This is a genomic window from Vibrio sp. K4 (genome assembly GCF_051122595.1).
Classification (GTDB): Bacteria; Pseudomonadota; Gammaproteobacteria; order Enterobacterales; family Vibrionaceae; genus Vibrio; species Vibrio owensii.
The window spans coordinates 582,463-602,613 of record NZ_CP178578.1 but is presented as its reverse complement, the minus strand read 5'-3'; the positions used below and the strand labels follow the sequence as shown (position 1 = coordinate 602,613).

Sequence of the window (20,151 nt, the reverse complement as noted above, 5' to 3'; positions counted from 1 at the left end):
AATCAAGTTAGCGCAAAAAGGCAATACGCATTGTTTAATATTTGCTCATCGAGGTTGATACGACTCAAATACGCGACATAGATCGGAATTTATTTTGACCACTAAAATATAATGTTCGCGCGAAACACCCATTTTTATAAATATAAGAGCCAACGATACCTTTATGCTTAAGAATTTATCTTTGAAGAACAAACTGGCGATCTCTGCCAGTGCTGCCATCATCCTCGGGGGAGTGTTGGTGGAGGGGCTGTCTTTCCGTGATGCTTTAGAGCGACTTGATGTTGAAGTCGCGCAACGTCTCGAAAGTACCAGCGCATCTTACAACCAATATGTGAGCGATTGGCTGCTGTCGAAAGAGCGCGCACTCACATCACTGTCACAAGATGCTGAGAAATCCGCCATTGTGACCCACCTAAAACAAGTTCGTGATTCTGCCGCGTTTGATAACGTCTTCCTTGCGTATCCAGATGGCTCTCAAGACAACGCGAACGGTGTTGTCCTGCCACCGGGTAACGACGACCCTCGTCAATGGGGTTGGTACACCAACGCAATCGCAAACCCTTCGAAAGTCTTTATGGACAACCCTACTGTCGCCGCAGCAACTGGCGCGAACGTGGTGTCTTTGGGTAAAGCATTGCAACTTCACGGTCAAACCAGCGTGCTAGGTGCAGACGTGGAAATCGGTGACATCTTAAATAGCCTGAACCAAGTGATTCTGCCTGGTGAAGGTTATATGTTTATCGCCAACGACCAAGGCAATATCTTCACCCACAATGACAGCAAACTGCTTAACCAGCCTGTCAGCAAATTGGGGCTGAACAACAGCGATATCACAGCGGCAGCAAATTCTGGCCAAGATCGTACCGTGTCCATCAACGGCAAAGACTTCGTGGTTTACGCGAAAGCCATTGACGGTACTAAGCTAACAACGGTCACGGTTCTGGATAATGACTCTTTGGTTGCCCCACTTTACGACGCAGTTTGGGGCCAAATCATCGCGACAACGATCGTAGTGATCATCTGTGTGGCCTTGTTTAACCTGCTGTGCAACATTCTATTCCGTCCGCTTTACAACGTTTCAAATGCTCTATCGCAAATCGCCAATGGTAGCGGTGATTTAACTCAGCGCATCAAAGTCGAGAACCGCGATGAAGTGGGTGAATTGGCAGAGAACTTCAACCAGTTTGTTGCCAGCCTTCAGCAACTTATCGGCCACATTCGTCACCAAGCTGAAGACTTGAATCATCAGTCAGAGCTGAGCACCAAACGTGCAAACCAATCTGTTGACGAGCTCAACCACCAGCAACAAGAAATCACACTTGTGGCAACGGCAGTAACGGAAATGGCTTCTGCGACGCAAGAGATCGCTTCTCACGCTGAGCAAACGGCGAAAGTGGCACAAGACTCTTCCGTGAGCACACAAAATGGTCATGCGTTGGTTGTTAACACCAAAGACTCGATCAACAACCTGTCTTCGGAAGTGAACCAAGCTAGCGGCGTGATCAGTGAACTGAACCAACATGCTCAAGACATCAATACCGTGCTATCGACCATTCGTGATATTGCAGAGCAGACTAACCTACTTGCATTGAACGCCGCGATCGAAGCCGCACGTGCAGGCGAACAAGGCCGTGGTTTTGCTGTGGTTGCGGATGAAGTTCGTGTTCTATCTCAACGCACTCATACATCAACAGAAGAGATCAAATCCACCATCGAAACGCTACAACGCACGACTCAGCGTGCTGTTACTTTGATGGAACGCAGCTCTGAACTGGCAGTAGGCTCGGTAGAAGATGCTGACCGTGCTTCTCAAGCGCTGGATGAAATCAACTCGGCAGTGGCGATGATCAGCGATATGGCAACCCAAATCGCCACCGCCGCAGAAGAGCAAACCCACGTGACCAATGAAATCACCCAAAACGTCACTTCAATCAAAGACGTGACGGATCATCTGGTTATCGGTGCAGAAGAGTCGATGAATCAGTCATCTGAGTTGAAATCTCAAGCAGAAGATCTCAACTCGAAAGTGGCAACCTTCAAACTGGCGTAATACCCACTTCAACCATTAATTTCAAACCCCGTCATGTTGCGGGGTTTGTTGTTTTTCCCGCCTGTAAATTCGGCTTAATTTGACCCGAAAGCCCCGAATAACCGTACATAAAAGCAACACAATCAACATTATCGCCTATCAACATCAGTAAGTTCCTCAGAGAACGAGATAGGCAAAACTTTTAGGGAAACGGCTTTTCAACCTTATTCAGAAACTTTTGAAGGGGTGCGCTTATGAATCTTATGGACCTACCCAAAAAACGGGGCAAATGGAACCTAGAACTGTGCAAACAAAGTGCAGCAAAATTCAAGACTCGCACGGAGTGGTGTGAAGGATGCAAAGCGGCTTATAGCGCGGCGTATCGCAACGGCTGGCTCGACCAATGTTGCGCTCATATGCAGCGCGTTGGCTTGAAATGGACGTACGAAAAATGCAAACAAAGCGCCTCTAAATACAAGACACGCTCTGCATGGAATCATGGCTGTAAGAGCGCCTACCATGCCGCCAGAAAAAACGGCTGGGTAGAAGATTGCTGCGCCCACATGCTCCCTTCTCGGACAGGGAAAAAGTGGACGTTTGAAACCTGTGCAGAAAACGCCAAACGATACAAAACTCGCTCCGACTGGCAGCGAGGATGCAGCGGTGCTTACAACGCAGCTAACCGTAATGATTGGTTAGAAGACTGCTGTGCCCACATGAAACCAATCGAACTTAAGTGGAACTTATCGGCCTGTATCCAAAGTGCACGACCGTTTAAAACTCGTACGGAATGGATTAGCCATTGTAAAAGCGCCTATCAAGCGGCAAGAAACCGCGGATGGCTAGAGCAATGCTGCGCTCATATGGGCGAACCAAGAACACAAAAGAAATGGACACTCGATGCCTGCATGAGAAGCGCGGCAGAGTACAAAACACGAACAGCGTGGCAAGAAGGATGCAGTGGAGCCTACTTCGCCGCCCATCGAAATAATTGGATGAAAAGGTGCTGCGCCCACATGCGTTCTGCACGTTCAAAATGGACGCTTAAGATCTGTAAAGGCAGCGCATCCTATTTCTCAAGCAAACGAGATTGGCTACGTTGTTGCCGAGGTGCTTACAATGCCGCTCACCGTAACGGTTGGCTTGCAGAATGCTGCTCACACATGGAGAGACCGCGAGCAGCATAAGGCAAACTACTTCGCTGCCGCGCCTGTGAGCTTACTCAGCACACCACTGACTTTGGTCAACACCTCGTCACACCCTTCAATCTTGTGGCGCTCTTTTAAATACATCGGGTTGTTGTAAGCGAGCCAAGTTTTGCCTTCTGCATCTTCATAAACCAGCACTTTTTGCGGCAAATCTATCGCGACTTCTTGAGCGCATTGCATCAGCGGCGTGCCCACTTTGGGATTACCAAACACAATCACTTCGGTTGGTCGTAGCGCCATATCGACCTTAGCTGCATTCTCTTGGTGATTCACACGCGCAAACACGTTTAAGCCCTTACTTTGCGCGATTTCGACAAACTTATTCGCCGTATCTTGCACCGAATGTTGACTCGCGACTCGTACCACACTTTCTTCTGCTAAAGAGGAAAACGACGCCAACACTGCGACCAATCCTACTGTTATTGCTTTTACCATCTGCTGATTCCTTATGCTTCGATCTCACTACCCAAAAACTATAGAAGCCAAGCCCCAGACTCGCGACTTGTACGTGTTTGATTTTCGGCTTTCCTTATCAACAATAGACCGACTCAGAGTGAAAATTGATTCAGATTAATAAAGCGTTAATCAGTCCAACATTAAAACCGTGAAGCACATAAAATACGTGACCTATTTTACTGAGTAAGAGATAACTAGTGACACGCGATCAATTTGAGTTATTAGCCCCGGGCGGCGATCTGGATTCCATCAAAGCAGCCATTGCTGCAGGTGCCGATGCTATCTACTGCGGACTAGACCGTTTTAATGCCCGCAACCGAGCGACCAACCTCACTTTAGATAACTTGAATGGCGTGCTGACGCTAGCTCATCAGCACAACTGTAAGATCTTCCTGACTCTGAATGTGTTGATTCTAGAAAGCGAAATTCCAGCCATCGTGCGTTTGCTCAGCCAGTTAAACACCACTGCGATTGATGGTGTGATCGTGCAAGATCTTGGTTTGGCTTACATTCTCAAGAATCATTTCCCAGATCTAGACGTACACGCTTCAACTCAGCTCAACACGCACAACGAAGGACAGATCTTGTTCCTTAATCAGTTGACGGCGAGCCGCGTGAACCTCTCTCGTGAACTGAACATCAATGAGATCAAGCATCTGGCTCAGTTTGGTCGTGAGCATGACGTGATGATGGAAGTGTTTGTGCACGGCTCTTACTGCATTGGTTTCTCTGGCATTTGCTACATCAGCTCTGCGCGCAACGGGGCTTCGGGCAACCGTGGTCGTTGTAGCCAGCCTTGTCGTGAGCAATACGAAACCACCAAAACAGGCAACAGCTACCCTCTCAACATGAAGGACAACTCAGCATTTGGCGATTTAGAAGCGCTTGCCGATGCGGGCGTGTATTCGTTGAAAGTGGAAGGCCGCATTAAGAAATCTCACTACGTTTACACCGTGGTCGATAACTGGCGTAAACAGATTGACCGCTTGTGTGATGGCATAGAACTGTCGAACGACACCACAGAGTTGTACACCGTATTTAACCGCGATTTCTCTAACGCGTTTTTGCAAGGTGATTTCGGTAAAGCGATGTATATCGACAACCCTCGCGATCACGCAGTGAAACACTTCTCAAAGATCTACAAATGTGAATCCGCCGATGATGTGCAAGGCGTGAAGAAGAAGCTCTACGACGACAAAACCGCAATCATTGAGAAGGTTGCAGAGAAGACTCAAGATTTTGATGTGACTTCAACGCAAGCCTCTGGCAGCAGCCTAAAAGGCGCGATTGATGTACCGACTTTGCCGGCGCTGCCTCAACCAGATATGCGCGAAGGCGCTCCGAAGCTATCTGTCTTGATTTCATCACTAGAAGACACCGCACTATGCGAAGACAGCAATGTCGATGTGTACTTCCAACTACCAATGGGGTTGGCGGGTGAACTGAATGCGATGATTGAGTTGTTCCAAGCAAACCCAAGATTGAAACCTTGGTTCCCTGCGATTTTGATTGGTGACGATTACCAAGCCGCACGTGCATTCTTAGAAGCAGTGAAGCCAGAATTGTCGATTACCAATAACTCTGGCGTGGGCATGTTGGCTCAAGAGCAGGGATTAGATTGGGTTGCTGGCCCGCAGATGAACACGGTGAACTCCTACTCGTTCAAATGTTTGCAAGAAGAGTTCGCCGCAAGCGGTGCGTTTATCTCTAACGAGCTGAACATGAAGCAGATGCGCCACATTAAGCGCCCGCACAACATGCGCAGCTACTACAGTATTTACCACCCGAACACTCTGCTGACTAGTCGCCAATGTTTGTTCCAACAAACCGAAGGTTGCCGCAAGATTAAGGTAAATAAAGGCTGTTTGAAGCGTTGTGACAAGCGCACATCGATCATCAACTTAAAAGACAACCCGTATGTAGTGCAAAAACAAAAAGGCAGTCACAACTCAATCTACAGCGAGCACAACGTATTGAACCTGCAAGTTCTGCAAGATTTGCCGCAACTGTTAACTGACGTATTGATCGACCTGCGCGACATCCAGACAGAAACTAAAGTCACGATGACCAAACCTGAATTGATCGATGCCTTTACCGCTCTGCTGAATGAATACAATGAGCAGCATGTTGAAGCACTTAATACCGCGATTCACCCGACGGCAAACGCTCAATACTTGAAAGGCTTGTAACGGAATCTCATCAGATTCAACTGCACAATTTATGGAAGACTTATGCACCCAATGAAGCAAGAAACACTGAGCTACTTTGATGATTTGAACTACAACGTGATGGCGCAAACCGAAGCGGTTTATGAACTCAAACAAAACCGTACAGGTTTAACTGTTGAGCTTAACTTTTCAGCGCTTGGTAAAGGCGAATTACCCGCAGAAAGCGAACAAAGAACCGATAAAAAGCTGTATTTCATTGATATTGAAGACATCGAACGCATTGGGTTTGAAGCACTCGAACCCTTCGTGACTGGGCTTGGTGAACATTGCTCTATGGTGGTGTTTGAAGAAGAGTTCTTTGAACAAAGCATGAAAGAGATGTGGATGTTCCTATCGAACGATCCGCGTGATCGTGACGTTTTCATCGACAGTAAGTTTTATCGCGCTTAACCCTTTCAACACGATTTTGCTCTTGATTTTTACCTCTTGGATGGCCGCTTTGAACACCAAAATCGCCATCCAATTTATCACTTTATCCCGCTTATTCTGACTCTGTACCAGCTTATTTTTGGGCTCAAGATCCACTTTTCTCATCGTATTAGCAATTCATTTTATTCGCCCCAACAATGCTCTCCCACCCAACCAAAAGTATTAATCAAGTAAATACTCTAGCCACCAATAATTGACATCAATATTCATCCCAATCAATAAATTAACTCAATTTATAAACCTGAGTGCATATAGTGATTTTTTTCTGAATCGGCCTTCAAATTTTGAGTTGTTTCTTTTCATTTGTAACTGGATGTAAGCAAAAAATATGAGTGATTTCGGCAGTGGTTAGATCAAGGGGCTTCCCTCTCTTTGTGACGTTTGCTTAGTGTTTGAAGTCCTCGCCTGAAATCCCCCACGAATAGAAAATCGACAAGGACAGTCACTTAGCTTTTTAAAGCAAGTGATGAGGATTCAACAATGAAGAAAACAACAATCAGTTTGATGGTAACAGCGGTGCTCATGGGTTCCCCAATCATGGCCACCTCTGCATTCGGCGCAACACAAGAAAACATCATAACGGCCGCTCAAAGCGAGTCAGTCTCTGCCACGATAACCGTGCCACAGGTTGACCAGTGGTACTCACAAGCGCAGGTCGATTTGAAGAATATCTCAGGTCAGCAATTAGACTTAGCGGACGCAGAGATTTGGGTAACATCAGACAAAGATGCGACGGTGAATAGCTCATGGGGCGCACCTTTTAATGTCAGCAGCCCTGCTCCCAATACGTTTGTCTTTACTCATGACAGCACGTCACAAATCCTAAACGATGGGCAAACGGCTCAAATCTTCTTTGGTCTCAATGCTACCAATGGTGATTACATCGATGGAAACGACGTGCATGTCGAGAAGGTGATCATCAAGAATGATCCTGCGCTTCAAGGCAAGATCACCTTACAGGCACCAAGTGCACCACACGCCAGCCTAGCCGCGGCATCGATTTTGGTCGAGGGTGAGAACTACAGTGAGGCCGTGTCTGTGCCGTGGGGAAGCAGCTTCGTTCTAGAGCACCTCCAAGATGGCGAATATCAAGTCACCGCTCAAGATGTAACGAGCGAAATGGGGATTGCCCACGCCTCCTCGCCAACCTCAACCGTGACTGTGGATAGCGATGCAACACAGCCTAGTGTCTCCGTGCAGTACGATGCGTTTATCTACTACGCGACCATCTCGCTCACCATGCCTGCACTGGATGGCATTACGACAAGCCTAACCACAGATGCCACCGTGAAAGCGGCAGGCACGCAAGACGTTGAACGCAGCCTCGTGGTGCCATTTGGCGGCGAGATCGACATCAGCAAGCTGCTTGATAACCACAAATACGATCTCTCCTACTCACCTATTACGGTGAACAACGTGCTTTACCAACCGAGCGACAACCTCGATGTATTGGTCAACAAAGACACGGCGACGGAAATCAGCACCAACATCGTTGAAACGCCTATCGCGAGTAACGACTTCACTACCGTTCAAGCAAGCATTGTCGACTTACCTCAAGAAGCGATGCCAATTGTGCTCAACCTTGTCGCGAAAGATGGATCTAGCCGCTACAGCTACGAGATTACTAGCTCGCCATTCACTTTACCTGACGACGTTAAGCCGGGTGAGTACGATATCCAAATCGATTCGGTGTTTGCTGGAGACACGCGTTACGCCTATGACGGGGATGACTCCGTCTCTGTCACGCAAAGCGATGCTCCGTTGTTGCTGACGCTGCCATTCCGCGAAGCGATGAGCCTTGCAGTCAAAGGCTTCCCAGACTACGTAGCCAACGGCACAGTGACGAACGACAGCGAACAAACCACCAATGAAATCGGCGCAACTAAGGTCAATGCCATCTTCAAATACGCTGGCTTGAGTGGCTCGGGTGATCCGGGTGTGATCTTGGCGAAAGATGAGCTTCCGCTGCATAGAACTTACGCGAACGCACAAAGCGCTTCAGATCTTTCAGGCCATCACGTACTGCCAGTCATGGTGGTTTACACTGCAAACGCAAGTGGTGGTGCAAGCTGGACAGACTTAGTCGATGATGAATTGCTCTACAAACATTACGCGACCTTCATAACTCAAGCCATTGCAGCGCAAGAGTACGCGGCTGGTGATGGCAGCTCGCCAATGTCGTTTGTGCTTAACCCTGACTTCTTAGGTGAACTACAGAAAAACCCAAGCCATGTAGACGACCTAAACCAAGCGGGCGCGGTCAATGTGAATGACCAACTGGCACGTGCGTTGGATTACATGAAGACGACTTACGGTTATCAACCACCAGTGGCCGTGCCTCAATTCGAGAACACACTAAAAGGCTACATTGCGTCACTCAACTTCATCATGAATGGGTTGGCAGAAGACGTAACTTACGGCTGGCAAATCAATTTGTGGGCGGTAGGCTCAGCCAACTGGATTCACCAGACAGACGACCAATCTGCTGACAAAGGCCAAGAAGTGGCGAACTTCGTCAACTCGCTGGATGTTTACACTGGCGCTTACCAACCAGATTACATTGTGTTCGATAAATATGAGCGCGACGGTTTCGGCTCAGAAGCGATCGCGAACTACGCGTACAACGCCACCAGCTGGACACGTTACCTATCGTATGTGAAAACCATCAGTGATGGCGTTGAGTCTCCGGCCATGATTTGGCAAATCCCAGGTGGCCACATGCCGACTCAAGATGAGGGCAATACACTGATCAACGTAGAGCATGAAGCGTCTGGCGGCTCTTACTTTATGGGTGATGCGCGCATCGGAACGGACATCAACAACGTACGTACTGGCCTACTCGACAAGCAACTCAATCCAACCACTTACAACGGTGCGAGTAACGTTCGCGAATTGCTAGAAAAAGACGCGGGCTACGACTGGTCTCATGTGGCGATGCAAGACCTACCAAAAAGCAACGTGTTTGCCTTGTTATGGGGTGGTGGCTCAACTACGGCGGTCGTTACCATTGGCTCGAACGGCACGGACAACGGCTGGCTAGACAACAAAGTCGACGCTTACGCGCAAAATCCAACGTGTTTGGTTGGCAACGATTGTGACGGCTCAATTTGGGGCGGTGACGGCGGCGATAAGCCACCAGTCGACAATAATCCACCAAGCGTTTCACTGTCTCCGAACTATCAGGTAAATAGCGGCGAAAGCGTAACCATTACCGCTAACGCTTCTGATCCGGACGGCGATGTGATTAGCTATCAATGGGGTGTCCCTTCTGACCTAACGGTTGTCGGCGACGCCAATAGCGACACACTGGTGGTAACGGCTCCGGTCACAGACCCAGACCTCACTTTCTCGATTTCAGTGCAGGTTTCTGATGGCGAGCTAAATGCCTCAGATTCAACGTCATTGAAAGTCGTTGGTGATAACAGCGGTGGCGGTGATGGCATTTGTGCCGACATCCCAGAGTTCGAGCAAAGACAGTACCAACCGGGCGAACAAGTGACCTACCAAGGCAGCTTGTATGAAGCCGACCGTTGGACAGACTCGACTCTCACTCCTGCTGACCCATATTCAGGCTGGACGTTGATTGATAGCTGCTCGTAACAGGCTGATTAATCAGCGTTAACCATCCAAATTCATAACATTCGATACCGTCTTGATAGGCGGTATCTTTTTATCTCAACGAAACCATTCTTTAGGAAACAAAAAGCCCATCACTCGTTCAACAAGTGATGGGATAAATGCGGGACACAGTAAAAGACTTAAACCAGTGTCGCGCCTTTGAAAGCGCCAATCGGAGCAATTTCATCAAGCTTCGCAAGGGTTTCTTGGCTCAAAGTGACGTTTAGAGCACCCAAGTTTTCATCAATGCGAGAGGTTTTACGACTACCCGGAATTGGGATGATGTTATCGCCTTGCGCGACCAACCATGCCAAAGCAAGTTGTGCTGGAGTGATGTCATACTCAGCAGCAATATTCTTGATCTCTTCTAAACGCGCTAAATTGCTTGTGAAGTTATCGCCCTGCATTTTTGGGTTGTTGTTGCGAAAATCATTTTCGTCCAACTCTTTAACCTGACCAGTCAGAAAACCAGCACCAAGTGGCGACCAACAAACCAGCGCAGCACCGATTTGGTTTACCGCAGGTAGGATGTCCGTTTCCGCTTCACGACGGAACAGTGAATATTCGTATTGCACCGCCGAGATTGGGTGGATTTCATTAGCGCGCAACACTTGCTCTGCTGTGACGTTAGACAGACCAATCGCTTTTACTTTCCCCGCTTTCACAGCGTCTGCCATTGCAGCGACCGTTTCTTCGAGCGGAATTTGTGGATCTAGGTAGTGTGCGTAAAGTAGGTCAATTTGTTCCACACCCAAACGCTCTAGACTGTTATCAATCGCACGAGCAACATACTCTTTAGTACCATTGATGGTTAAAGGGAATCCCCAACCAGTGTCTAGCGTGCTACCTGTTTGGCCTTCTTCAAACACGATGCCAAATTTAGTCGCAATAAACGCTTTTTGATTGGTTTGCGCGATGGCTTTTTTGATCAAATCTTCGTTGTGCCCTGCACCGTAAGCGTCAGCTGTGTCGATCATCATGCCTTGTTCAATAGCATGAACCAGAGTTTGCACCGCCACTGCGTCATCACTCTCACCGTAATAGCCCTCAAGACCCATTGCGCCGTAACCGATTTGTTTGATTGCTGCAAAGTTGCTATTTGACATGATTCTTCTCCAATTCTCTTGCTGCTGACCTCAGCAACAAAACGCGATTTGTGTGTGTTTCGAGTCGCCCCGATTGCTTGGTAATAAGATTAGCAACGCTTGGAAAAGGAAGATTGAAGATTGTTGCCTGAAGATTTGTACTTTATTGCACAGCGATAATACAAACCTTCAGGTCAGATTAGATACACAACATACTGCGAATGATTCTGTGTGCTTCTGCTAAGTCGTCAAGACTGCCAGATGCGATCACTTCTAGTGGCTTTCTACCTTCAAAGAACACGCTTTTACTTGCGCTGTTCATAAAGGTTTTGCGTTCTTTTGGTTGACGAAAAAGTAGCTGCAAACACTCTTCAATTGCCAAGATATGCTGCTCACGTTGCAGCGCTTCTTGTTCATCCATATCGCTTGGTAAAATCTTGGCGATTTGGTTCTTATTCGCGCCCCACGCGATCAGGCTTTGATGTGTTTTTTCTGAGTTCATAGTGGACTCCCAACTAAGTTGAAAAAGCCGACTTCCGTGTGCAGAAGGATTTAGTACTGACCAATCTTGATCGAAGGTTCCTCAAAGATAGACGTGAGTCGCTGCGCATAATTGTCTAGTTCAGCTTTGCGTTCGTCTTCCGTTTTTCTTGCTGGGCCAAACACCTTATGCGGCTCAAGCACCGAGAAACCATTGAACTCAAACACACCGCGATGAATTGGGCGAAGAATCGCATCTAAATCACCATTCCAACCATCTTTAACATACAGCTCTTCTGGGCCACCCATGGTGACACTGACCATGGCTTTTTTGCCTTTGTAAACGCCATTTTCATAGAAGCGACCGCCACCGTATGTGCGCCCCATTGCAAACACGCGATCCACCCAACCTTTGAGCATGGCTGGCATCCCAAACCACCAAAGTGGGAACTGGAAGATCACCAGATCACACCATTCGAGCTTTTGAATTTCAGCCTCGATCTCGGGTGCGAAGCCATCATTATCGGTCGCGTACATCTCTTCTAACTGTTGCTTGAAGAACTCCGGATCGTTGGTCGTCGTGAAGTTATGGCGACCCGAAACAGGATCAAAGTTCATCGCGTGTAAGTCCGATGTTTTGACCTTATGCCCTGCACCTTCTAACGCTTCAATTGCCGTTTGGAACATTGCGCCGTTAAAGCTCTTCGGTTCTGGGTGCCAATAAACAACAAGTACATTCATTATTTGTTCTCCAATAATTCAACAATCTCGGCGTAGTGGTATTCTTTCGCGAGCTCGAGTGGTGTTTTGCCGTCAAAGCCTTTTAATGCCAACTCTGCTCCCGCCTCAATAAGGGCTTTCGCCGCATCAGTGTGTCCGTGCCAAACCGCGTCATGCAAAGGGGTGTAGCCGTTATTTGGCCCCTGTGCGTTTAACGTTTCGTGAAATCCAGCGTAGTTAGCCAACACTCGAACCACATCAGCACGACCGTTGTAGGCGGCTTTATGCAGTGGGATCGCCTTCATGTAATGATCGGGAATGGTTTGGTCACCCCCTTTTTCCATCAATATACGTAAGCTCTGGGTATGGCCATCACGTGCGGCAACCATTACTGCTGTGTGCTCGTCATTCCCCGATGCATTGACTGGTGATGCTACATTGAGTGTCGACCAATCCTGTAAAGCGTCAAGCGCCGCTGCCATTTGCTCGTCGCTAGATTGCACGTCTGTCACGACTTGATAAGCAGCCAATTGTGCTTGTTTAGCTGCGAATTTTTGTTGGTAGTCGGCGAATATGTCCTCCATGTCTTTGGCTTGGTGCTGACCAAAAACATCACCTCGGCTCGCGCCAAAGTCGACGAGTTGCGCGGCTTTTGCTCCGAAGGTAGAGACAATCTCGGTGTTCACATCTGGTTGAGCGAGCAGCACTTTCACTATGTCAGGTTTACGATGCCAAACCGCCACCATCAAAGGTGTCACGCCATGCTTTGGTGTTTGAAGATTGATAAACGCGCCCGATTCCAACAACTTGCTTACCCACTGTGTTGAGCTTTGTTGCGCGGCAATATGCAGTGGTGCATTTCCCATCACAGGATCGAGTTGGTTTACGTCTGCCCCCTGCTCAATCAATCCAACAAACTGCTCATAGTGATTATCGACAATGCTTTGGTGTAATGCTGGTAAGTTCATGATGACCCCGTTTCTGCTGCGCTTTGCTTCAATGGGGATAGTATTGAACAAAATTTCATTAACCTGTAGATTGCAAATGGTTACTTTTAAGATGAGTAAAAGTTAATGAAATCACTTCCATCCCAACTTCCTATCTTCATTCAAGTTGCGAAAAACGGCAGCTTTGCCAAAGCCGCTCGAGCGCTGGGGATCTCCGCACCGGCGGTCAGTAAAGCGATCACCAAGCTCGAAGAAGAGTGGCAAGTGAAACTGTTTTTTCGCTCATCTCACTCATTGAGTTTGACGCAAACAGGCCAACAACTTTTCGATGAGTTAACCCCTTCTTTGGAAGCGATTCAAAGCACGATTACACAGCTTTCCGATACTGAGCAAAGTTCCGGCGGAACGGTAAAAGTGAATCTACCCGCAAGCTCAATAGGGCGAGAGCATATCTTGCCGCTGGTACTCGAATTCATGGAAATCTACCCAGACGTGACCTGTGAGCTGCATTTTGATGATAGGAATGTTGATTTGGTTGAGCATGGTTTTGACCTCGGTATCGGCACAGCCATAAACCAAGATTCACGCTTGATTGCTCGTCCTTTACTTACTCAAGATGTCGGTATCTATGCCTCTCCAGATTATTTGCAAAAGTACGGAGAGCCAAAGAGCATAGAGGCGTTAAGCCACCACAAGTGTTTACCTATTCGCTCACTCACAACTGGACGTTTCCATTACTGGCGAATCAATGAGGGGGGCAACGCAAAGCTCTATGAGCCAAGTGGCAAGCTGATCATGAATAACTTCGCTGCAGCGAAACAAGCCGCGCTGGCGGGAGCAGGGATCACCATGCTAGGCAGCTGGTTGTTTAAAGAGGAATTGCGCCAGCAGACCATCGTCCCTATCTTACAGCCTTATTGGGGAGAACCTGCCACCATTTGGGTCTATTATTCTTCAAGGCAGTACTTACCCAATCGAGTTCGTTTGCTTATTGACTACTTGATCGAAAACATACACCGTGTTGCCTAAGGAAGGATGTCATTAAACGCGATGAGAATCCTTGAACACTCGCCTTGCACTGACTACAATGGCGCACTTTTTTTAATGACTTCAAGGTCACAAACATGACAGATACAGCTAAACCAGCTCTACCAGATCGCCTAGCGGGTAACCCACGTAGCCCATTCTTCATCAAAGAATGCTTCGAGCACCAAATCGGTATTCGTATCAACGGTCAAGAGCGTACTGACGTAGAAGAATACTGCATCAGCGAAGGTTGGGTAAAAATTGCTTCTCCTAAAGCAAAAGACCGTTTCGGTAACCCAATGCTAATCAAGCTTAAAGGCGAAGTTGAAGCGTACTACGTGTAAGCTGACCACGCTGAATGTATTTGAAAGCTCGAGTTTGACTCGGGCTTTTTTAATGCCTGTCATATCCCCTTCTCGTTTAATCTATTCCCTCTTCTTTTCAGTACAAGTTATTAAGAAATCGATGTAAATCGCTGTTTTTGTCTGATTGTTGTCTAAAGTTTCTAAAGAACGAACTGCAATAGCGATTGCCAAAAGAAACGACACCTTTTGAATACAGGGAGAGGAAATGGAAAGCCCACTTGTCACACTCAAACACGCCAGCAAAAGCTTTGTTGATGGTAAAGAGACACATCGCGTGTTGGAAGGCGTCGACTTTACGTTGAACACTGGAGCGAGTGTTGCGCTGACGGGCGCAAGTGGCAGCGGCAAAAGTACCCTACTCAATGTCATCGCTGGCTTTGAGCCGCTTTCCGAAGGTGAGTTGTGGTTAGATGGTGATAACACGGCGGCTTGGAAAGACCCACAATGGAGCCGATTTCGACACCAAAAACTCGGTGTTATCTTCCAGCAATTCAACCTATTAACGCCACTCAACGTGCAGCAAAACATCGCCTTCCCTCTGCATTTGAATCAACAGAAATGGAACGACTGGTGCGATTATTTGGTCGAGACTCTGGGCATCAGCCAACTGCTCGATAGACATGTTTCTGCCCTTTCCGGTGGCCAACAACAACGAGTCGCTATTGCGCGCGCCTTAGCACACAAACCTAAACTGCTACTTGCTGATGAACCCACAGGAAACCTTGACCAAAAAGCCGGCTTGGAAGTGATGAAGCTACTCAGTGAAATCACCACCCAAGGCAATACGGCAGTGCTGTTAGTCACCCACAGCCCTGAATGCGCTGAGTTTATGAAAACACGGCTGCGATTAGATAATAGTCAGCTACAGAACAGTCATCACCAAAACAAACATGAGCTTCGCCATGAAGCAAGCTAAGCAACCAAATACCAGATTCACTCATACTCGACTCGCCCTGGATCTGTTTGTAGCGCACTATCGGCAGGCGCCACTGCAAGCCGCCGCAATTCTGATCGGTATCGTGCTGGCTGTGACCTTGTTTGTTGCGGTACAAGCCATCAACCTCAATGCCAAGCGCAGTTATGCGGAGTCTACCGAGCAGCTCAGCGCACAAGCTCAGAACGTAATTATTCCACCAGCAGGGCAAAACTATCTGCCCGAATCGCTCTACTTCACCCTTAGACAAAATGGGCTCAGTGCAGCACTACCTGTAATCGAAGGACGAGTGAGAGACGAACAAGGGCGTCGCTGGTCAGTGCAAGGTAGCGAGTTGATTGCCGCCATCTCTTCACGTTCTCGGTATTCTGCAAACGGAAAGTCTTCAGAAAACCAACAAAACGTGTCTTTGTTCGACAGTGCTTTACCTTTACCTGAGCTTTTGGCTGGCAAGCCCATCGTGATGATGAGCCAATCTCAACATCAAAACTTAGGAGAGGTAGAAACCCTAACTTTGGACGACATTCCAACCCAAGTGGTGGTGTTGCCTGACGAATGGCAGTTAGGTAGCCGAATGTTGATGGACATTGGCTTTGCCCAGCAACTGCTCAATAAACAAGGGCAGCTCAGTTACATTGCGGTTTTCCATTCGGGTGATAAAGGGAATAAAGACACGCAAGCAAAATGGCAGAACCTGATTGGTGAGCAAGGACAATGGATTTCCAATAACCAAAGTACAGACCTTGGTTCGCTGACCGACAGCTTTCACCTCAATCTCACCGCAATGAGCTTACTTGCCTTTTTAGTCGGGTTGTTCATTGCTTACAACGGCGTAAAGTACAGCTTGCTTAAACGCAATCGGCTGTTAGTGCAAATTCAACAGGCGGGTGTTACGCCGAGCATTGTGTTCTCTGCGCTGTTAGTTGAACTCACGATTCTCGTTTCCATCGGTGCTTCCCTTGGTTTTGTATTGGGCATGCAGCTCAGCCATTGGTTGCACCCGACCGTGGCACTGACTTTAGAACAACTTTATGGTGCGACACTACTGCCTGGCACTTGGCAATGGCAATGGTGGGCGCAAGCCCTGCTGCTCACATTAGCCGCAACCATATTGGCATGTTGGCAGCATTTTAAACAGCGCGTGCGCCAGCCGCTTTCCTCTCATGGCGGATTTTATCAAGCACCTGAAGCCTCTAACGAAAACCAATTGTTCTTGATAGGTGCTGCGTTGACGGCTCTCGCACTTGCAGGGTTATGGCTGAGTGAGCATCATCGCTTTACCATGGCGTGGCTCGGCGTGCTTGTGGTGTCGATTCCTTTGTATCTACCTAAAACACTCAGCGTCTTAGCCAATTGGTGTGAAAAGCGCACCACTTCCGGTTTGATGCAGTATCTGTTTGCTGAGCTGCGCGAGCTGATTTCTCCGCTTTCTCTCGCCATGATGGCACTGCTACTCGCTGTTACAGCCAATATGGGGATGAACACCTTAGTGGGAAGCTTTGAATCCACCCTAAAACAGTGGTTAGAACAAAGACTGCACGCCGATATTTACGTCAGCCCTGCCCAAGGGGAAATCGCAGATGTAGAGCGCGCATTAGGACAGTTCGACAATGTTGAGACCGTCTACAAGCAATACTACGTCGACGATAATCTGCAAGGCTTACCGATTTTGCTTGGCACCAAAGACAAAGACACCTTAGAGCAAACCATGGTGTTCAAATCGTATTTGGAGAACTTCTGGCCACGCTTTTACCAAGGTGAGTTAGTCGCTATCAGTGAGCCAACCGCGGTCAAACTGGGTTTATCACTGGGTAGCGAGCTCACGCTTGATGCCGTTCCAAATAAGAACCTACTTGTGGGTGCGGTATTCCATGATTACGGCTCACCTAACGGTGAAGTCTTATTAGCACCAAAGCTATGGCAAGAGAGCGGATTTACCGACTTGCCAACAAGCCTTGGCATTAAAGTCTCGGGGGATCCACAAATCGTCTACGAGCAACTGCGCGAGCAACTGAATCTGCATCCAAGTCAGCTCTACGATCAGGCGCAAATCAAATCCATCGCATTGGATATTTTCTCGCAGACCTTCGCCATTACGCGTGCACTCAACGGCGTGACGTTGATGGTCGCGGTGATTGGTTTGTTCAGTGCTTGCTTCATGTTGCTCGACGCACGCAAAGCCGCCATTGCAAGGCTGTATGCACTTGGTGTTAGTCGTCGCAAATTAATGACCATGGTGGTCGGACAGATCGTCGCTCTGGTCAGTTTTACTCTGATTATCGCCCTGCCCCTCGGTGCCATGGTGGGTTATGTTCTGACAGACATCGTCACCTTGCGCGCTTTTGGTTGGAGCTTAAATTATCTGTGGAATTGGAGTGATGCCCTCAGTATTGCGGCGATCACCATCTTGGTGGCGGTGATTGCAACCTTGATTCCGCTGTGGCGATTGGTCAGCAAGCCTGTCGTATCCAGTTTGCAAAGCGAGGTGTTGTGATGGTTCGATTAGCAAGCACACTTACTCTATTCATGAGCAGTCTGTTCCTGTTCGGTTGTGAAGATCCCCAACAACAAAATATGGGCACTTTGCTGGGCAGTGGAGATACGCAAAGCGAGAGCAACCTATTCACACCCGTAGAAAAAGGGAATGAACTCACCTTCCCGGCAGACCATCAAGCGCACCCAAACTTTCGTCATGAATGGTGGTACTTAACCGCTAACTTAATTGATGAAGACGGCAACCCACTTGGCGTCCAATGGACACAATTTCGCTTTGCTGCTGCGCCGCCGCCACCACCGTCAAGGGGCGAAGATGACGTGAAGAAAACCGAGTGGCAAGCTCAACAAATCTACATGGCGCACAGCGCGGTCACGACCGCGGACAAACACTACGCTGATGAAAAATGGTCACGCGCTCAAGCCTCTCTAGCCGGCGTCGACACTTCACCGTTTCGTGTTTACCTCGATGATTGGCAGTGGACTTCTTCAACCAACGACCTATTCCCTGCCACGTTGAAGGCGAGCTCCGAACAGTTTGGCTATTCGCTGACGCTTACCAGCACTGCACCGTATCAAAAGCAAGGCGAGCAAGGGTACAGCACCAAAAGCGCCGATGGTCAGGTGGCTTCGTATTACTACAGCCAACCGTTTATTGAAGTCTCCGGTGAAGTCACTATCGATGGTGAGGCCCATCAAGTGTCGGGCAAAGGTTGGATAGATCGAGAGTGGAGCTCGCAATTCTTACTCGACTCACAACAAGGCTGGGACTGGTTTGCCCTAAGGTTGAGTGACGGAACCAGCATGGTGGTGTTCCAATTGCGGGATTCCAAAACCGGAGCAGCCAGTTACTCCAGTGCAAGGCTGATGCAGCAAGATGGTTCTGGCATTGCTATCCCACCAAAAGACATTCAGTTAGAGGCAACCAAGCAAACAGAAATCCAAGGGCGAAAGTATCCAACCCAGTGGCAAGTGTCGATTCCTAACCAACAAATCGAGCTTACCGTCTCTGCACTCAATCCGAACGCAAAGATGCCCCTTTCTGTGCCTTATTGGGAAGGCCCTGTACGTATTGATGGCTCTCATTCTGGGACTGGTTATATGGAACTCACCGGCTACTGAGCACAAAAATTTCCGTGCACAATCTTGATTATTCGATTCATAATGATGAAATAATAATCCCCAAGAGCTGTTGAATGCCCTCATGAGCAATATGATTTCGCCAATCCGACAAGTGCGACTCATTTTAGGTGAGCCGTGTCGAGCGCTTGAATTTTCAGACATCCAAGAAGACCCATACATCGAACCGCATCGTCACGAGTACTGGGAGATTGTCTGGTGCTTGGATAATAGCGGAACGCAGAGCGTCGACTTCGTCGAATACCAAAACCGCGTTGGTCGCTTGTTTACCATTTCACCAGGACAGGTTCACCATTCCGAGTTCATGGGTAGTAACATTCGCATGTTGATATTCCGCCCCGGCTTTGCTGAAACCAATCCACGTAGCACACAGTTGGTGAATAGCGTATTTTCTACGATTGAGCGACCGCCGTACCTCGATTGCAGCGACGAGGGTTTTCCCTACCTAGAATCGATTTACACCCTAATCAAAGAAGAGTGTGAAAGAGAGGATTGTGATTGGGACCTTGTCGAATCACTCATCAACAGCTTTCTACGCTATGCATTACGCTTTGCTAAAACACCGTCTCAAAAAGGTGAGCAGAAAGACGCTCGCATCGTGCAGTTGACCGAATTAATCGAACTGCACTATCGCGAACAAAAGAAATGCCAGTTTTACTCCGATGCATTAGCTCTCACCAGCAAGCGTCTAAATGAGTTAGTGAAAGCTGCCAGAGGCAAAACGGTCACGCAACTGATTCATGACCGAATCATATTAGAAGCCAATCGAGAGCTGGTGTTTTCGACAAAAACCGTCAAGACCATAGCGTTTGAATTGGGCTTTGATGACCCTGCGTATTTCAGCCGCTTTTATCGGAAGCAAAAGGGAGAAACGCCAGCGGAATTTCGTCACCGATGTTTAGATAGTGCAATATAATGGGCGGATAATCCCTTTTCGCTACGCTTGAATGTACTGATAATACCCGAACACAAATCCACCACATTCGGGTATTT

General features: G+C 48.1%; 16 protein-coding genes. 11 read left to right on the top strand and 5 right to left on the bottom strand.

The features are described 5' to 3' along the window. Nucleotides 1-163: 163 nt before the first annotated feature. Both ACLIIY_RS20255 and ACLIIY_RS20250 read left to right on the top strand, forming a co-directional pair. Nucleotides 164-2,050, top strand: coding sequence for a methyl-accepting chemotaxis protein (locus ACLIIY_RS20255; protein ID WP_038894652.1), 1,887 nt, complete (start codon nt 164-166; stop codon nt 2,048-2,050). A 233-nt stretch (nt 2,051-2,283) separates the two neighbouring features. Continuing rightward, nucleotides 2,284-3,216: a hypothetical protein gene (locus ACLIIY_RS20250; protein ID WP_434529246.1), complete on the top strand. Its 933-nt coding sequence runs from the start codon at nt 2,284-2,286 to the stop codon at nt 3,214-3,216. Between the two features lie 6 nt (nt 3,217-3,222). On the opposite strand, the gene ACLIIY_RS20245 is transcribed toward ACLIIY_RS20250, so the two are convergent. Beyond that, nucleotides 3,223-3,672: a DUF302 domain-containing protein gene (locus ACLIIY_RS20245; RefSeq protein WP_039973996.1), complete on the bottom strand. Its 450-nt coding sequence runs from the start codon at nt 3,670-3,672 to the stop codon at nt 3,223-3,225. 218 nt (nt 3,673-3,890) lie between these two features. Here ACLIIY_RS20245 and ACLIIY_RS20240 point away from each other — a divergent pair, with 218 nt between their 5' ends. The 3 genes from ACLIIY_RS20240 (at nt 3,891) to ACLIIY_RS20230 (ending at nt 9,950) form a co-directional block, all read left to right on the top strand. Next, nucleotides 3,891-5,882 carry a U32 family peptidase gene (locus ACLIIY_RS20240; RefSeq protein ID WP_434529245.1) on the top strand — a complete coding sequence of 664 codons (1,992 nt, stop codon included), beginning with the start codon at nt 3,891-3,893 and terminating at the stop codon, nt 5,880-5,882. A 42-nt stretch (nt 5,883-5,924) separates the two neighbouring features. Beyond that, complete coding sequence (locus tag ACLIIY_RS20235; RefSeq protein WP_434529244.1) at nt 5,925-6,311, top strand: hypothetical protein; 387 nt, start codon at nt 5,925-5,927, stop codon at nt 6,309-6,311. A gap of 519 nt (nt 6,312-6,830) precedes the next feature. Then, complete coding sequence (locus ACLIIY_RS20230; protein WP_434529243.1) at nt 6,831-9,950, top strand: PKD domain-containing protein; 3,120 nt, start codon at nt 6,831-6,833, stop codon at nt 9,948-9,950. A 158-nt stretch (nt 9,951-10,108) separates the two neighbouring features. Here the strand turns inward: ACLIIY_RS20230 and ACLIIY_RS20225 are convergent, their stop codons facing one another. From ACLIIY_RS20225 to ACLIIY_RS20210, 4 genes are all read right to left on the bottom strand, one after another. Next, nucleotides 10,109-11,074, bottom strand: coding sequence for an aldo/keto reductase (locus ACLIIY_RS20225; protein ID WP_009706603.1), 966 nt, complete (start codon nt 11,072-11,074; stop codon nt 10,109-10,111). Between the two features lie 178 nt (nt 11,075-11,252). After that, a complete protein-coding gene (locus tag ACLIIY_RS20220) occupies nt 11,253-11,555 on the bottom strand; it encodes a hypothetical protein (protein ID WP_434529242.1) in 303 nt (100 codons plus the stop codon). A 50-nt stretch (nt 11,556-11,605) separates the two neighbouring features. Further along, entirely contained in the window at nt 11,606-12,274 is a 669-nt protein-coding gene (locus ACLIIY_RS20215; RefSeq protein WP_171369824.1) for an NAD(P)H-dependent oxidoreductase, read from the bottom strand. Further along, complete coding sequence (locus ACLIIY_RS20210) at nt 12,274-13,221, bottom strand: ankyrin repeat domain-containing protein (RefSeq protein WP_078610084.1); 948 nt, start codon at nt 13,219-13,221, stop codon at nt 12,274-12,276. Before ACLIIY_RS20210 ends, ACLIIY_RS20215 begins: the two co-directional genes overlap by 1 nt. A 105-nt stretch (nt 13,222-13,326) precedes the next feature. On the opposite strand from ACLIIY_RS20210, the gene ACLIIY_RS20205 reads away from it, so the two are divergent. The 6 genes from ACLIIY_RS20205 (at nt 13,327) to ACLIIY_RS20180 (ending at nt 20,074) form a co-directional block, all read left to right on the top strand. Beyond that, nucleotides 13,327-14,229, top strand: a complete 903-nt coding sequence (locus ACLIIY_RS20205) for a LysR family transcriptional regulator (protein WP_434529241.1) — start codon at nt 13,327-13,329, stop codon at nt 14,227-14,229. Nucleotides 14,230-14,324: 95 nt separating this feature from the next. Continuing rightward, the gene (locus ACLIIY_RS20200; protein WP_005374689.1) at nt 14,325-14,570 is read left to right on the top strand and encodes a DUF3297 family protein; all 246 of its coding nucleotides are present in this window, start codon (nt 14,325-14,327) and stop codon (nt 14,568-14,570) included. A gap of 226 nt (nt 14,571-14,796) precedes the next feature. Further along, nucleotides 14,797-15,507 carry an ABC transporter ATP-binding protein gene (locus ACLIIY_RS20195; RefSeq protein ID WP_434529240.1) on the top strand — a complete coding sequence of 237 codons (711 nt, stop codon included), beginning with the start codon at nt 14,797-14,799 and terminating at the stop codon, nt 15,505-15,507. Then, nucleotides 15,494-18,019: an FtsX-like permease family protein gene (locus ACLIIY_RS20190; protein ID WP_434529239.1), complete on the top strand. Its 2,526-nt coding sequence runs from the start codon at nt 15,494-15,496 to the stop codon at nt 18,017-18,019. The genes ACLIIY_RS20195 and ACLIIY_RS20190 overlap by 14 nt, the downstream gene beginning before the upstream one ends. Beyond that, a complete protein-coding gene (locus ACLIIY_RS20185) occupies nt 18,019-19,140 on the top strand; it encodes a lipocalin-like domain-containing protein (protein ID WP_434529238.1) in 1,122 nt (373 codons plus the stop codon). The genes ACLIIY_RS20190 and ACLIIY_RS20185 overlap by 1 nt, the downstream gene beginning before the upstream one ends. Nucleotides 19,141-19,222: 82 nt before the next feature. Beyond that, nucleotides 19,223-20,074 carry an AraC family transcriptional regulator gene (locus ACLIIY_RS20180; RefSeq protein ID WP_434529237.1) on the top strand — a complete coding sequence of 284 codons (852 nt, stop codon included), beginning with the start codon at nt 19,223-19,225 and terminating at the stop codon, nt 20,072-20,074. Nucleotides 20,075-20,151: the final 77 nt, after the last annotated feature.